The organism is Bradyrhizobium sp. AZCC 2176, from assembly GCF_036924645.1.
GTDB lineage: Bacteria > Pseudomonadota > Alphaproteobacteria > Rhizobiales > Xanthobacteraceae > Bradyrhizobium.
Genome location: NZ_JAZHRX010000001.1, coordinates 6,534,874 through 6,549,944, shown reverse-complemented (window position 1 = coordinate 6,549,944; position 15,071 = coordinate 6,534,874). Strand labels below are relative to the sequence as shown.

Here is a 15,071-nt window from a genome sequence, read left to right as displayed (position 1 = left end):
GCACTGCCCCGTTTTCATTAGACTTTTACCTAGCCCTCGAACCAAAGCTTGATAGGAGGCGTCGTAAGGAAAAACGGGGTCGAATTTTGTGGGACTGAGCGGCTGCACAATGGATAGGTGCATCGCACAACGATCAGGCGGTCGATACACAACATTTGGCCTTTATGTCACGCCATCGTGACATATATCATCAACAAGGGACCGGAAGAGTCTCAAAACAGGGTTGGCCCTTAGCGGGGCGCGAGGACGAAGACAAATATGAAACGTGGAATTCTCGTTCTGCTTTCACTCTCCGTGCTGGCCGCTGTCGCGTATTTCACCGCGAACAAGTGGGCGATCCGACACGAGACCATCGCATTCCACGATCCCGACCGCGACAATCGTCTTGTCGCCGTTCATATCGCCGTTCGGCGGGATAAGGAGACGCAGGCCAACGCTGGCCTAATCAAACTGCCGGTTGCGATTCTAAATCACGGCAACACCGTCAAGAACACCGAGTACTCGTTCTTGTCTACCGTCTTCGCCTCGCGCGGCTATCTCGCGATCAGCCCGCAGCATGACCTGCCGAGCGATCCGCCGATGGTGACCAGGGTCGGCGAGCCCTATGTCGGCCGTCTGCCGCAGATTCAGCGCGGCGTGGCCAACATTCATTTCGCTATCCACGAAATGCAGAAGGTTCAGCCCAACGCCGACTATGAGAAGGTGACGATGGTCGGCCATTCGATGGGCGGCGACATCTCGATGTATTTCGCCAGGCAGTATCCCGACGAAATCAAGAAAGTCGTGACGCTGGACAATCTGCGCGTGCCGTTCCTGACCGACGGCAAGTTCAAGATCCTGTCGTTCCGTTCCAAGGATACGCATTTCAAGCCGGACCCCGGCGTGGTGCCTGACGACGAGCAGTGCGAGCAGGCCGGCATCACGGTCGTGAACACTGGCTTCCAGCACAACGACATGCGGGACACCGGACCTGACGCCGCCAAATCCTCGATCCAGTCGATGCTCGACAAGTTCCTCGACGAGTCCGACAAGAGCGGTGTGCTGAAGCCCGTGCCGACCAAGGTGCCCGACATCCTGACCAGCAGCCCGGGACCGGTGCCGCTGTCCGTCCCGCTGGCCAGCAATCCGCCGAAGGACAAGTCGGTCACGAACTAATCGGCCTCCCCGGTCGCCGAGCGGTTGCGCCGCCGTCCGGCGCATTGACCGGCGCGACGCGCCGTCCCACATAGAGCCTGCTGCTTACAAGCGAGCGCTCATGGCCGGCGAACCCATCAAACCGAAATCGGCAGGCGATGTTGCTGCGGCAAGGGCCGAGGCGCGTAAAGGCGGCCGGTTGCCGGAGACCAAGCCATCGGCTGCGGAAGACATCGCAGCCTTCGTGGCGAAAGCGCGCGCGATGTCGCCACACCGACCGGGCGCCAGGGGCAGGCTGGTGTTCGCGCTGGACGCCACCATGAGCCGGCAGCCGACCTGGGACATGGCCTGCGCGCTGCAGGCCGACATGTTCCGCGAGGCGGCTTCGCTCGGCAGCCTCGATATAAGACTGGTCTATTACCGCGGCTTCAACGAATGCCGCGCCACGGGCTGGATCTCCGATTCCGCGCAACTGGCAAGGTTGATGGGCAAGATCGATTGCCAGGGCGGCAACACCCAGATCGGCAAGGTGCTGTCGGAGGCGCGCCGTGAAGCGGTGGCGTCCGGCGTGCGCGCCGTGGTGTTCGTCGGCGACGCCATGGAGGAGGCGGTCGACGACCTCTGCGCCAAGGCGGGCGAGCTCGGCCTGCTCAAGGTGCCGGTGTTCGTGTTTCAGGAAGGCCACGACGCCGCCGCCGAACAGGCGTTCCGCGAGATTGCGCGGCTCACCGGCGGCGCATGGTGCAGGTTCGATCCCGGCGCCGCGGCGCAACTGCGCGAACTCCTGCGCGCCGCCGCAGCCTATGCCGCCGGCGGGCGCGAAGCGCTGCTGGCGCTGTCGAAAACCGCCAGCGGCGCGGCCGCGCTGATCGGCCAGATGAAGTGATTACGACTTTGGTTGCCACCGGGCCGCGCGCCATGCTTTTCGGCGCCGGTGTCGCTATATTGGAGCCATGCCAACCCTGATTGCCGGCGTCGTCGCCGTTGTCGTTCTGTACTTGCTGCTGCAGATGTTTCGTGCGGCCAACCCGGTCGTGCTCGCGCGCGTGATCAAGATCGTGGGCGGCGTGGTGGCGCTGGCGGTCGCGGCCTTCACCGGGCTGCGCGGCGAGCTGGCGGTTGCCATTCCGCTCGGCATCTTCGGCGCGGGCCTGCTCGGCTGGTCGCCATTCGGGCCGGGTGGCTTCAGCAATATCGGGGGAATCTTCGGCGGCGGGCAGCGCTCGTCGGGACAGGCCTCGCGCGTCCGCTCGCGGTTTCTCGACATGAGTCTCGATCACGACAGCGGCGAATTGTCGGGGCGGATCGTGGACGGACCGAATGCCGGCCGCTCGCTCGACGAGTTCGACCTGCCGCAGTTGATCGCGATGATAGCGGCCTTCGACGCCGAGAGCGTCGCCTTACTTGAAAGCTATCTTGACCGCCGGTTTCCCGCTTGGCGTCAGAACGCGCAAGGCGACACGGCAGGGGGGCAGCGCCGCGCGGCGGCGGGTGGAAAAATGACGGACGAGGAGGCCTATCAGATCCTTGGCCTGCAGCCGGGGGCGGGGCGCGACGACATCAGTCGGGCGCACCGCGCCCTGATGAAGAAACTGCATCCCGACCAGGGGGGCTCGACGTACCTCGCTGCCCGTGTAAACGAGGCCAAGGATACCCTTCTTCGTACGCATCTCTAGCTAACTCCGGCTCACGCCACCGACGCTACAAACCGAGAGTTGCTTACCTGTCATTCTCTGACTAACGCCCCACATCGCCCGCCGTTGTCCGGCGTGGTCGATCGTTCATTGCAGGGAAACTTAACCGTAAATTCTTGACGAGAAGTTTTCGCCGGCCGCATCAGGCGCAATCGCGCGAGAGCCGCAGCGACTGTGCTCCCGGAGATACGGTTCTCACGGGTCAGAACCGTAACTCCTGAATTTTGATTGAAAACGCTATGGAAACAACAAAGCCGGCGCTCGCTGCGCCGGCCTTGCGAATTTCAACGGGAAGCCCGGATCAGTTGCGAACGGTCATGCAGGAAATGTCGGCGCGCTTGAGCGTGCGGCATACCGCTTCGGCCTGATCGCGCTCAAGACCGGCAAATCGGGCGCGGAACAGCGTCCGGTTGTCCTTGGACACGACCGGCTCGGTGAAGGGATCGGCCTTGCTCAGCAGGGCGCTAGCCTTGGTGCGGGCGAGATCGATCCGCTGCTTGGCTTCGCTTTCGCTTTCGAGCGCGCCGACCTGGACGATCCAGCCGGTGCGAACCACTGCCGGCGCGGCCGGCTTGGCGGCGTCGTTCTGTTGCACGACTTGCGGCTGGGCGTGGGGTGCCGGCTCGGCATAGGCCAGCGCCTGCGCGTGTGGGGCTTGCGAGGGGGCATGTGCCAGGCTGGAAGCGGGCAACACGCCGAGCACGCCGTTTCCGGTACCGTGACCAGCCGGCTGTTGCGGCATGGCGGCCCTGAGAGCTTCCTTGGCGGCCTCAGTCTTGTTCTCGGCAGCCTTGGCGACAACGGCGCTGGAGGTCTCGGCGACTTCGGGACGGGCGGGGATGGCGCTGGTGATCGGCGGGGCCGCGGGCTGCGAGGGGCCAGCGGCCGCCAGTTTCATCGGGCCGGCCTTGACCTGAACCGTCTTGACCTTGACCGGCTTCATCGGCTCGGCCGAGCCCGGGATCGCGGAGATCGCCTGGGTCTGGATCACGCCGCTGGTCAACGGTGCCGGTTCGGGCTTGGCTTGCGGTTCGAACTTGCTCTGCTCGACCTTGGCGGGCGGGGATGGCAGCGCAGCGGCGGCTGCGGCCATCAGCGACGGCTTTGCCGGCCCGATCGAGCGGGTCACGGGCATGGCTGCGAGCCCTGGTTCGGCGGCGGCGACGGCGTTGCCGGACTGGGCCACTTCGGCCGGACGCGACGCGGTCTCGGCTTCGGCCACATCGACGGTGCCGTCCGCGGGATTTCGTTCGGTGATCGCGGCAACCGTACGCTTGGTCGCGCCCTTCTCCAGGTTCTCCGCCAGCAGGTTGCGCATGGTGGCGTCACGCGAACCGCCGCTGCGGCCGCCCAGCACCACGCCGACAAGGTGGCGGTTGCCGCGGCGCATTGAACTTACGAGGTTGAAGCCGGAGGCGCGGGTGTAGCCGGTCTTGATGCCGTCGACGCCTTCGACGTTGCCGAGCAGGCGATTGTGGTTGCGGATCGACTGGCCGCGATAATTGAACACCGAGGTCGCGAAGTAACGGTAGTAGCGCGGGAAGCGGTCCTGGATCGCACGGCCGAGCGTGGCCTGATCGCGCGCCGTGGTCAGTTGCTCGTCGTTGGGCAGGCCGGATGCGTTGCGGTAGGTGGTCTTGCTCATGCCAAGCGCGCGCGCCTTGCGCGTCATCAGCCTGGCGAATTCGGCTTCATCGCCGGCAATGGCTTCGGCGACCACGACGGCGGCGTCGTTGGCGGAACGCGTCACGAGGCCCTTGATGGCGTCCTCGACCTTCAGCGTCTGGCCGGGGCGCAGGCCAAGCTTGGTCGGCGCCTGCTCGGAAGCGTGTTCGGAAACCTCCATCTCGGTGTCCAGCTTCATCTTGCCGGCGTCGAGGCGCTCGAACAGCAGATAGAGCGTCATGATCTTGGTCAGCGACGCCGGGCGCCGGATACCGTCGGGATTGTTGGAGGAGAGCACCGCGCCGGAATTGCCGTCGACGACGATCGAGGAGAACTGCGGGCTGTAGCTCTCGCGCACGACGTGATGGTGTCGACGGTGCTTGTAGCGGCGGGCCTCGGCGCTCTCGCTGCTGATCAGGATCGCAGTCGTAAAGGTAACGAGTCCGAGGGCGCACACTCGCAAAGCGCGCGAGGAAGCCAAGGTTGTACGAAGCATTTACTTCCCCGTCCCAATTTCTGTCTTGATCACCGGCTCGTGAGGCAAAATTGTGCCCACCAACCGCTGATGCTCCCCCGTTCGAGGTCCCGATCCGGCTATTGCGCGCGGTCGGGTTGGCCGATCAGGTCGCTGTTCTAGCTAAGGTGCTGTTCACAAACAGCTTTCATGCTGTCTGTCGGAAGGCGAACAAGTCCAGGAATCAGGTTAGGCGGGGCGGGTTTCCAAAAGATTAATTAACCGTTGCGGAAGACCCCGGGTTTTTGCGCTAATTCGCCATATTTGTGCGTCGCACAATAATTATTGACTTTATTGTGCGGCGCACATATAGGCGGGTTGTCAGGGGGCCGGGACCTCCCGGCAATCGGTTCACACCTGCAGTCTGGGAAAGGACTCCATGATGGTCAAGGTTGAAGACATTCAGAACTACGGCAAAGAGCATCTCGAATCGGTTGCCGCTTCCGCGAGCAACCTGCAGAGCGGCGTTCAGGCGATCGCGAGCGCCTATGGCGACTACGCCAAGAAGTCGTTCGAAGACACCAAATCATTCGTCGAAAAGCTCTCCGGCGTGAAGTCGCTGGACAAGGCGCTCGAAGCCCAGACCGAATTCGCGCGCTCTTCCTACGAGACCTTCGTCGCGGAATCGCAGAAGATCGCCGGCCTCTACACCGATCTCGCCAAGCAGACCTTCAAACCCTACGAAGGCCTGGTCGCGAAGTTCACGCCGGCCGCGCACTAATCCGCGACTTCATACTTCGAGCATAAAAAGCCCGGCCCTTGCGGCCGGGCTTTTCTGTTGGCTGGCCTGTCGGGCTTATCGGTAGACGCGCAGCTTCGAGAGCGACGTCGCGATCTCGGTGAAGGGCGATCTCACTCGAGGTTCCGCAAAAGACGGGTCAAAACCCGCGCACCCTCGAACCGACCGTAAAAGCGCCTGCTATCTTCAGTGCCGGCTAAACGGGCGGTCCCAGTCCTTTGTCAAATCCGGCAGAAACGATTAACCTTGGCGCGGATAGCCGAGCCGGGAATCGGGCCGGCCGCGGGTCGCGCCAGCGCAGGATCAATGCGCTTGCGGCGATCCGGCGGCAGACCCATATTCCAGGTACCGGTCCGGCCAACGGGTCGGAGCGGGAGCGGCGATCTGGAAAAAAATGCATTGCTGGGTGCTTTGCGGTAGCTCACGCCGGAGCCGATCGCGGGCAGGCCAAAATGCGCTCTCTGGTCACCCCTTTGGAATTTCGAACGCCTGAGCCATGTTGCAGTCAACCTTCAAAGCTTGTTCGCCCGTGCCGGCAAAGTCGTCTGCTTCTGCTCCCCGAATGGGCAATGACGAGAACCGCACTGCCGGAACCAGCGGGCCGTCGACGTCGGTCATCACCAAGGTCAAGCCGAAGACCAAGCGTCCGAACCTGTATCGCGTCCTTATTCTGAACGACGACTACACGCCGATGGAGTTTGTCGTTCATGTGCTGGAGAAGTTCTTCCAGAAAGACGCCGAAGCGGCCACCAAGATCATGCTCCATGTGCACCACCACGGGATCGGTGAGTGCGGCGTGTTCACCTACGAGATTGCCGAGACCAAGGTCACGCAGGTGATGGATTTTGCGCGCAAGCACCAGCATCCCCTGCAATGCGTGATGGAAAAGAAATAGCCGCGCATGGCTCTCGACCCGTCCGGAGAGAAGGAACGGGTCTTGCATTGACGGCGTTGACGAAGCCGATCGTATTTCCCGGTAGTTTTTCGGGGGAAGGGTGCGTGGATTTGGAGGAAAACCACGCTTCCGGAACCAGTCTTTCGCCACGATCGTTGCGTAACTATATGACAGGTAATGACGAAGGTTGTTGTTGCCTGACCGGGTAATGGCGATCATGATGACCGGGGGCCATAGAGGACGCGAATGCCAACTTTTTCCCAAAGCCTTGAACAATCCCTGCATCGTGCGCTGGCGATTGCAAACGAGCGGCATCATCAATATGCGACGCTCGAACACCTTCTGCTGTCGCTGATCGATGACTCGGATGCGGCGGCGGTGATGCGTGCCTGCAGCGTCGATCTCGACAAGCTGCGCACCAGCCTCGTCAACTATCTTGAGACCGAATTCGAAAATCTGGTGACGGACGGAGCCGACGACGCCAAGCCGACCGCAGGCTTCCAGCGCGTGATCCAGCGCGCGGTGATTCATGTCCAGTCCTCCGGTCGCGAAGAAGTGACCGGCGCCAATGTGCTGATCGCGATTTTCGCGGAGCGCGAAAGCCATGCCGCCTATTTCCTGCAGGAGCAGGACATGACGCGGTACGACGCGGTCAACTATATCAGTCACGGCATCGCCAAGCGGCCGGGTGTCTCCGAAGCGCGGCCCGTGCGCGGCGTCGACGAGGAGACCGAGACCAAGGGCAACGAGGACGCCAAGAAGAAGGGGGAGGCGCTCGAGACCTATTGCGTCAATCTCAACAAGAAAGCCCGCGACGGCAAGATCGATCCGGTGATCGGGCGCAATGCCGAGATCAACCGCGCGATCCAGGTGCTGTGCCGCCGGCAGAAGAACAACCCGCTGTTCGTGGGCGAGGCCGGAGTCGGCAAGACCGCGATCGCGGAAGGGCTCGCCAAGCGCATCGTCGACTCGGAAGTGCCGGAAGTGCTGGCCGCGGCCACCGTGTTCTCGCTCGACATGGGTACGCTGCTCGCGGGCACGCGCTACCGCGGCGATTTCGAGGAGCGGCTGAAACAGGTCTTGAAGGAACTGGAGGCCCATCCGAATGCCATCCTGTTCATCGATGAAATCCACACCGTGATCGGCGCCGGCGCGACCTCTGGCGGCGCGATGGATGCGTCCAACCTGCTCAAGCCCGCGCTCGCCGCGGGCAACATCCGCTGCATGGGCTCAACCACCTACAAAGAATATCGCCAGCATTTCGAGAAGGACCGCGCGCTGGTGCGCCGGTTCCAGAAGATCGACATCAATGAGCCGACGGTCGAGGATGCGATCGCGATCCTGAAGGGCCTGAAGCCTTATTTCGAGGATTACCACCGACTGAAATACACCAATGAGGCGATCGAGGCTGCGGTGCAGCTCTCCTCGCGCTACATCCACGACCGCAAGCTACCCGACAAGGCGATCGATGTGATCGACGAGTCGGGCGCCGCACAAATGCTGGTCTCCGAGCACAGGCGCAAGAAGACCATCGGCATCAAGGAAATCGAGACCACGATCGCGACCATGGCGCGGATCCCGCCCAAGAGCGTGTCGAAGGACGATGCCGAGGTGCTGAAGCATCTCGAACAGACCTTGAAGCGCGTGGTGTTCGGCCAGGACAAGGCGATCGAGTCGCTTTCCGCAGCGATCAAGCTGGCGCGGGCGGGCCTGCGCGAGCCAGAGAAGCCGATCGGAAGCTACCTGTTCTCGGGCCCCACCGGCGTCGGCAAGACCGAGGTGGCCAAGCAGCTCGCGGCCTCGCTCGGCGTCGAGCTGTTGCGCTTCGACATGTCCGAATACATGGAGCGGCACACGGTGTCGCGCCTGATCGGCGCGCCTCCCGGCTATGTCGGCTTCGACCAAGGCGGCCTCTTGACCGATGGCGTGGACCAGCATCCGCATTGCGTGGTGCTGCTCGACGAAATCGAGAAGGCGCATCCGGATCTGTACAACGTGCTGTTGCAGATCATGGATCACGGCAGGCTGACTGACCATAACGGCAAGCAGATCAACTTCCGCAACGTGATCCTGATCATGACCACGAATGCGGGCGCGGCCGATCTTGCACGCCAGGCCTTCGGCTTCACGCGCAACAAGCGGGAAGGCGATGACCACGAAGCGATCAACCGCCAGTTCGCGCCGGAATTCCGCAACCGGCTCGATGCGATCGTGTCCTTCGCCCATCTCAATGCCGACGTCATCGGCATGGTGGTCGAGAAGTTTGTGTTGCAGCTCGAGGCGCAGCTCGCCGACCGCGACGTCACCATCGAGCTGTCGGAGTCCGCCAAGGCCTGGCTGATCGAGCATGGCTATGATGAACAGATGGGGGCGCGGCCGATGGCCCGCGTGATCCAGGAGCACATCAAGAAGCCGCTCGCGGACGAAGTGCTGTTCGGTCACCTCAAGGGCGGCGGCCATGTCCGCGTCGTACTGGTGAAGGACGAGGCGAGCGCGGACGGCAAGGACAAGATCGGCTTCGAGTTTGTCGAGGGACCGGTCACGCCGAAGCCGGAAAAGCTGCCCGGCGCCCGCAAGCGCAAGCCGAAGCCGGGCGGTCCGAACGGGGGCGGCAGCTCCAAGGGCCCGGCCTCGCGAGGGCCGCTGGTCAAGGCGTAAGCGGCCTTATCTGAATCGGAGAGCCGGCGTGTCGCAAGACCGCCGGCTCTTTGATGCCAGGAGCCTTTCGCGTTACGATGGAATCGCAACTGGGCTCAAGATTTTTGATTTGACGCGTTTTCTTGACGCGAACCGGTCCTCATCCCAGATCAAGTCCGGGCGGGCTTTCGCTAGAAAACTTTAGCTGTCCGGCCAAATCAACGCTTGGGCGGCCACGACGTACTCACCGTTGAATGTCAGGGCAGGCGAGCCATACAGCACATAGCCGAGCTCAATTGCCTCCGAAACGCGTCGGCAGAACGCTGCATCGTCCTTGCCGGTCAGGAGGCGATAGACGGGCAGGTCATCTGGCGGTTTTGGAGACATGCTGGCTTCAACGATACGGTGATTGAATGGAATACTGTCTGCGGCACCGTGGGACGTCTGTTGCGTTACTTGCCGCGCCCCCGCGAGCGCTCAGCGCTCGCCGAGCAGTTCATCGATCTGTCGCTGGAGCTGGCGCTTCTTGATCTCGCTTCTGCGCAGCCGTTCCTCGAGATCGGAGACCGGCTCGGCAGGGCTTTCCGCCCTGAAGGCGACGCCGACAAAATTGTCGCGCCACCAGACCACTTTGGCAAGGAAGGAGCGGCCCTTGCGCGCGATGCGCAACGAGAGCTGTTCTTTCGGCAACTGGACGTCATCGCTGAATTCGATGGTCGCGCCGTGGTCGGAGATGTTGCGGACGATGCATTCGCGCGTCGCGCCGCCTTCGCCGATTTCGGCGACGCCGCCATACATCACCTTGTCGCGCACGCTTTCGCGCCGGTCCCGCATTGAATGTCTCCCAACAAAGAGGGAGACTTTTACCCCGCTTTGTTCCGCGCGGAAGGCCGGCTGACGCAAAATGCGGCATTAACGTAAATTAGCGGGGGTTCCGATGGTGCCGATTTCGGGACAATTGCAGCGCAAAAAAAGCCCGCGTGCGGCGCCGGAACGGCGGATCTACCTGCTGGCCGTGATCGTTTGACTAGCGTTTTGACGGCCATGCGCTCTCGGATTGCAAACTGCCATGCAAATAGGCCGGTTTCTTCGCGCCCTATGGTGCACCGTGTCGCTGTTGTCCTCGGTTGCGCCTGCCAGCGCGGAGGACGCGGATGAGGCTAACCAGTCGAGTGTCGAGCAAGGCGCGATACCAGCCCAAAAGCCGGCTGACGGGGCGCGGGAGAGCGACACGCGCGAGGCGATGTGCCTGATGATCGAGTCGGCCGCCAAAGCCTCAAACCTGCCGCTCGAATTCTTCGCCCGCGTCATCTGGCAGGAGAGCCGCTTTCGCTCCGACGCAATCGGGCCGGTGACGCGCAACGGCCAGCGCGCGCAGGGGATTGCGCAGTTCATGCCGGGCACTGCGAGCGAGCGCGGCCTGCTCGATCCCTTCAATCCGGTGCAGGCACTGCCAAAATCGGCGGAGTTCCTGGACGAGCTGCGCAACCAGTTCGGCAATCTGGGACTGGCGGCCGCCGCTTACAACGCCGGCCCGCGCCGGGTGCAGGAATGGCTTGCCGGGACCGGCCCGATGCCGCAGGAAACGCGCAACTACGTCGTAGCCATCACCGGCTCCACAGTCGAGGATTGGGCCAGTGCGCAGAAGGGCGGCAGACCACCGGAGCGGATACCGACGTCGAGCTGCCGCGAGTTGATGGCGTTGCTGAAACAGGCGCCCAGTCCCTTCATCACCGAACTCGAGAACCGCATCACGCTCGGTGCCGCCAAAGTGTGGGGCGTGCAGCTTGCCGCCGGCTTCAGCCGCGACAAGGCGCTCGCGATGTACGCGCGCGCCATGAAACGGCTCAGCGCCGTGATCGGCGACCAGGATCCGAGCCTGCTCAGTTCGGTGATGCGCAGCCGCGGCACGCGCGCCTTCTACCAGGTACGGATCGGCGCCGACACAAGATCTGCTGCGGATGATCTCTGCAACCGCATCCGCAAAGCGGGCGGGGCGTGCTTCGTGTTACGCAATAGGGGCGTGCCGGGGTGAAGCATCACTCGTAGATCCTATGGGGTGGCAGGTGGTCAGGGGGTAAGTTGAGTTTGCGACCACCCACTCACCCAGAGGATCCACGATGTGCACAGATCACGCTGACACACCCGCCGGCTGCAAGTATGCCACAGTTTACGTTGCTTTCGAACTGAGCAAGGCGAAATGGCAGCTAGGCATCATGCTGCCCGGTACCGAGAAGATGAGCCGTTACCGGATTGACGGTGGCGACTTGGCGGCGTTGGCAGCTTTGCTGGTCAAGGCTCGATCGAAGGCGGAGCAGACGGGGAAGCTGGTTCGTATTCTGTCGTGCTATGAAGCCGGTCTCGACGGTCATTGGCTGCACCGCTGGCTGGCCGACAACGAGGTGCTCAATCACGAGATCGATGCGTCGAGCATCGAGGTGAACCGGCGGGCACGGCGGGCCAAGACCGATCGGATCGACTTGGCGCAGTTGATGCGCTCGTTTCTGGCTTACCTGCGCGGCGAACCGCGGGTTTGCAGCATGGTTCGGGTTCCCACGCCTGAGGACGAGGATCGCAAGCGGCGTACGCGCGAGCGCGAGCGGCTGCTGCAGGAGCGCACCGGGCACAGCAACCGGATCAAGGGGCTGCTGCATGGCCAGGGCATCCGCGATGTCATGCCCCTGAAGCCGGGCTTCTTGGCGAGTCTGGATGCGATGCGTACCGGCGATGGCCGCGTTCTGCCGCCACGGCTGAAGGACGAGATCCGTCGCGAGCATGAGCGGCTGGTATTGGTACACAAGCAGATCAAGGGGCTCGAGGCAGCGAATGCGGCCGCGCATCGGACCCCGGCAAAGGACTCGGCAGAGGCGAAGGCGGTTCAGCTTGCCCAACTCAAGGCGATTGGCCCGCACATCGCCCAGCTCCTGGCCAACGAGGTCTTCTACCGTGACTTTAAGAACCGCCGTCAGCTCGGCAGCTGCGTCGGACTAACCGACGTGCCCTACGACAGCGGCGCCCGCCGTCGACAACAGGGCATCAGCAAAGCTGGCAACCGCCGTGCGCGAACCACCGCAATCGAGCTCGCCTGGCTGTGGCTGAGGCATCAGCCCGACACCGAGCTGAGCCGCTGGTTCCGCGAGCGGGTTGGTAACCTCAAGGGCCGCATCCGCAAGATCGCCATCGTGGCGCTGGCGCGCAAGCTGATGGTGGCCCTCTGGCGCTATCTGGAGACCGGCCTCGTGCCGAGCGGCGCCGTCATGCGTCCGAGCTTTTAAGCAACGCCGGTGCGCCAATGACGACCGACGTGACCCAGGACAGACGTGTGACCGAACCCGGGCTTGGGTCTTCGGATTCCGCTTTCGTAGATGGGTCCCGTCTCTTCTGGGCCTTACCTTCACCCGTGCATGAAAGATCAGGGTTCGGGCCACCACACCCGACCGGATACAAGTTGATGCGGTGTTGGCCGCATAACGACGTCACGGCCCAGTCCCGGACATCACGTCAAGCCGTCAATCGCGCGCCTCGAAACGTCCCGATCCGAAAGCTTTGCTCCGGCCTCGCCACCGTCAAGGCCGCTCCGCGCCGCCTCCGGCGGTGGCCTGCGGCCAACCTTGACGGTGGCTGCGTCCGGCGCAGCGGCTATCCATCGGGATCAAAGGGCGCATCGCCCTCCACCGAACATGCCAAAGGCAAAGCCATGCCCTGATCGATCAATCCCCTTGACAACTACTACCCCATACAAGTCCGGATGGAGCCAACGGGTCGCGCGAATGCGCGCCCCGCGACGAGCGCAATTGCGCTCGCACAGTGATGACAGGCTCCGCGAAATCCCGGGCGGTGTGCCCACTTGTGAGATTCCCCGGATTGCGCTGCGCGCCATCCGAGCTACCGGACCTGCTGCATGGCGGCCTTGAGCCTTCGCTTGCTTGACGCAGGCAGCTTTCGTCAGCCCTATGCTCACGACGGTCAAACCTCACCCGGTCGCAATTGGCGCTACCTCAGCTCTCTTCTTCCCAATGGAAAAGCCCCATTCGCGCGTTCGCGTGGGGCATGAGTTCGGTCGCGTCGACGGTGCTGACGCTGGTGCTGTTTGCGACCTATCTCGGCATCGGCGCGCTGGCCCATGACAGCCATTTCAGCCTGGGCTGGGTGCTCGGCAGCACGCTGCTGATCTGGGCGGGGCCCGCACAGATCATCCTGATCTCGACACTTGGGTCAGGGGCGACCGCGGTACAGGCGGCGATTGCGGTGACGGTGAGTGCGATCCGGCTGTTTCCGATGGTGGTGTCGGTCTTGCCGCTGATGAAGACACCGCAGACCAAGCGCCGCCACCTCGTGCTGGCGACGCACTTCATTGCGGTCACGCTGTGGGTCGAATGCTACCGGCTGCTGCCAAGGGTGCCGCGCGAGCGGCGGATTGCGTTCACACATGGGCTCGGCTGCGGGCTTGTTACCGTTTGCATGGTCGCCACCACGCTCGGTTATGGCCTGGCCGCCAATCTGCCGCCGCTGTTTGCCGCGGCGATCCTGCTACTGACGCCGCTGGCGTTCCTGCTGTCGACCGCGCGCAACTGCAGGCAGATATCGGACGTGCTGGCGCTGGGGCTCGGGATCGCGCTGTTTCCGCTGGTGTCGATGCTGCATACCGGCGTCGATATTTTGATCAGCGGCGTCACCGCCGGCACCATTGCTTACGGCGTTCACCGGTGGCGCAGGAAGGTGCGCGCATGAACGAATTTTTCGGCAGCCCGCACGCGCTGTTGGTCCTGGTGCTCGCGGGCTTCCTGCCCAACGAGGTCTGGCGCATGGCCGGGCTCTGGTTCGGTGCGGGCGTCGACGAGGGCTCGGAAGTCCTGGTGTGGGTCAGGGCGGTGGCGACCGCGATCCTCGCCGGCGTCATCGCGCAGATCCTGGTGCAACCGCCGGGCGCGCTCGCCGGCGTGCCGGACTGGCTGCGCTATGGCGCGGTCGCCGCCGGATTCGCAGTGTTCATGCTCACGCGGCGCTCGATCTTTGCCGGCGTGGTCTGCGGCGAGATCGTGCTGCTGGCCGGGAAATGGTGGCTCGGTTGATTGCAGGCGGCGGATAATCCGCTACTGTCCGGCGCGGCAAGGAAAATGGCTTGAATTGGCGGGGTACCACTTTTACTGGATTGGTCAATGGTTCAGAAGACTGAAGTCCGCGAGGGCGAAATCACCGTCGACATGCCGCCGACCCGCGATGCCGGGCTGGTGTTTATCGGCCGCATCCGCACGCCCTGGAAATCGCGGCTGGAGACGCCGCGGCAGGGCCGCCATGACGGCCCGGTCTGCCGGCTGGAGATTTTCGAGCCGTGGGTGCCCGCGATCAAGGGCGTCGACTTCTATGAAAATCTCGAAGTGATCTACTGGCTCCACCAGTCGCGCCGCGATCTGGTGCTGCAAAGCCCGAAGAACAACCAGAAAACCCGCGGCACGTTTTCGCTGCGCTCGCCGGTGCGGCCGAACCCGATCGGCACCTCGATCGTGAAGTTCGTTGCGATCGAAGGCAACGTGATCCTCGTGCGTGGTCTCGACTGTCTCGACGAAACGCCGCTGCTCGACGTCAAGCCCGACCGCTGCGAATTCACCCCGTTGGCGCCGCCGCAGGCAGGCGATTTCGAGACGGAGTGAGCGCCGTCTTTCGGCTGTCATCTGCAAACGAGCCGGTTGTGAGGTTCGAATGAGCGTCTTCGAGCAGTTGGACCGCGAATCAGAAATTTGAATTAAATCTTCACTATTTTGGTTGTGTGGCATGCACGCTGTCGTGGAATCG

Annotated in this window: 14 protein-coding genes; 11 read left to right on the top strand and 3 right to left on the bottom strand. The window is 63.1% G+C overall.

The window, feature by feature from the left end:
• The first annotated feature begins 258 nt into the window (after positions 1–258).
• From V1288_RS31065 to V1288_RS31055, 3 genes are all read left to right on the top strand, one after another.
• Positions 259–1,155 carry an alpha/beta fold hydrolase gene (locus tag V1288_RS31065; protein WP_334360649.1) on the top strand — a complete coding sequence of 299 codons (897 nt, stop codon included), beginning with the start codon at positions 259–261 and terminating at the stop codon, positions 1,153–1,155.
• A 100-nt stretch (positions 1,156–1,255) separates the two neighbouring features.
• Positions 1,256–2,020: a VWA domain-containing protein gene (locus V1288_RS31060; protein ID WP_334360648.1), complete on the top strand. Its 765-nt coding sequence runs from the start codon at positions 1,256–1,258 to the stop codon at positions 2,018–2,020.
• Positions 2,021–2,087: 67 nt separating this feature from the next.
• Entirely contained in the window at positions 2,088–2,810 is a 723-nt protein-coding gene (locus tag V1288_RS31055) for a DnaJ domain-containing protein (protein ID WP_334360647.1), read from the top strand.
• A 319-nt stretch (positions 2,811–3,129) separates the two neighbouring features.
• Here the strand turns inward: V1288_RS31055 and V1288_RS31050 are convergent, their stop codons facing one another.
• A complete protein-coding gene (locus V1288_RS31050) occupies positions 3,130–4,989 on the bottom strand; it encodes a serine hydrolase (RefSeq protein ID WP_334360646.1) in 1,860 nt (619 codons plus the stop codon).
• A gap of 400 nt (positions 4,990–5,389) precedes the next feature.
• On the opposite strand from V1288_RS31050, the gene V1288_RS31045 reads away from it, so the two are divergent.
• The 3 genes from V1288_RS31045 (at position 5,390) to clpA (ending at position 9,299) form a co-directional block, all read left to right on the top strand.
• Positions 5,390–5,728: a phasin family protein gene (locus V1288_RS31045; RefSeq protein ID WP_334361451.1), complete on the top strand. Its 339-nt coding sequence runs from the start codon at positions 5,390–5,392 to the stop codon at positions 5,726–5,728.
• 580 nt (positions 5,729–6,308) lie between these two features.
• Positions 6,309–6,641, top strand: a complete 333-nt coding sequence (gene clpS, locus V1288_RS31040) for an ATP-dependent Clp protease adapter ClpS (RefSeq protein ID WP_334360645.1) — start codon at positions 6,309–6,311, stop codon at positions 6,639–6,641.
• Positions 6,642–6,887: 246 nt separating this feature from the next.
• Positions 6,888–9,299, top strand: coding sequence for an ATP-dependent Clp protease ATP-binding subunit ClpA (gene clpA, locus V1288_RS31035; protein WP_334360644.1), 2,412 nt, complete (start codon positions 6,888–6,890; stop codon positions 9,297–9,299).
• Positions 9,300–9,479: 180 nt separating this feature from the next.
• Here clpA and V1288_RS31030 read toward each other — a convergent pair whose 3' ends face one another.
• Positions 9,480–9,665, bottom strand: coding sequence for a DUF1737 domain-containing protein (locus V1288_RS31030; protein WP_442893878.1), 186 nt, complete (start codon positions 9,663–9,665; stop codon positions 9,480–9,482).
• 90 nt (positions 9,666–9,755) lie between these two features.
• A complete protein-coding gene (locus V1288_RS31025) occupies positions 9,756–10,112 on the bottom strand; it encodes a PilZ domain-containing protein (RefSeq protein ID WP_334360643.1) in 357 nt (118 codons plus the stop codon).
• A 235-nt stretch (positions 10,113–10,347) separates the two neighbouring features.
• Between V1288_RS31025 and V1288_RS31020 the strand changes: the two genes are divergently transcribed.
• The 5 genes from V1288_RS31020 (at position 10,348) to tsaA (ending at position 14,929) form a co-directional block, all read left to right on the top strand.
• Entirely contained in the window at positions 10,348–11,313 is a 966-nt protein-coding gene (locus tag V1288_RS31020; RefSeq protein ID WP_334360642.1) for a lytic transglycosylase domain-containing protein, read from the top strand.
• A gap of 85 nt (positions 11,314–11,398) precedes the next feature.
• Positions 11,399–12,553, top strand: coding sequence for an IS110 family transposase (locus tag V1288_RS31015; protein WP_334356434.1), 1,155 nt, complete (start codon positions 11,399–11,401; stop codon positions 12,551–12,553).
• A gap of 712 nt (positions 12,554–13,265) precedes the next feature.
• Positions 13,266–14,009 (top strand): AzlC family ABC transporter permease, encoded by a 744-nt coding sequence (locus tag V1288_RS31010; protein WP_334360641.1) that lies wholly within the window; start codon positions 13,266–13,268, stop codon positions 14,007–14,009.
• Positions 14,006–14,350, top strand: a complete 345-nt coding sequence (locus tag V1288_RS31005) for an AzlD domain-containing protein (RefSeq protein WP_334360640.1) — start codon at positions 14,006–14,008, stop codon at positions 14,348–14,350. Before V1288_RS31010 ends, V1288_RS31005 begins: the two co-directional genes overlap by 4 nt.
• Positions 14,351–14,437: 87 nt before the next feature.
• Positions 14,438–14,929, top strand: a complete 492-nt coding sequence (gene tsaA, locus V1288_RS31000) for a tRNA (N6-threonylcarbamoyladenosine(37)-N6)-methyltransferase TrmO (RefSeq protein ID WP_334360639.1) — start codon at positions 14,438–14,440, stop codon at positions 14,927–14,929.
• Positions 14,930–15,071: the final 142 nt, after the last annotated feature.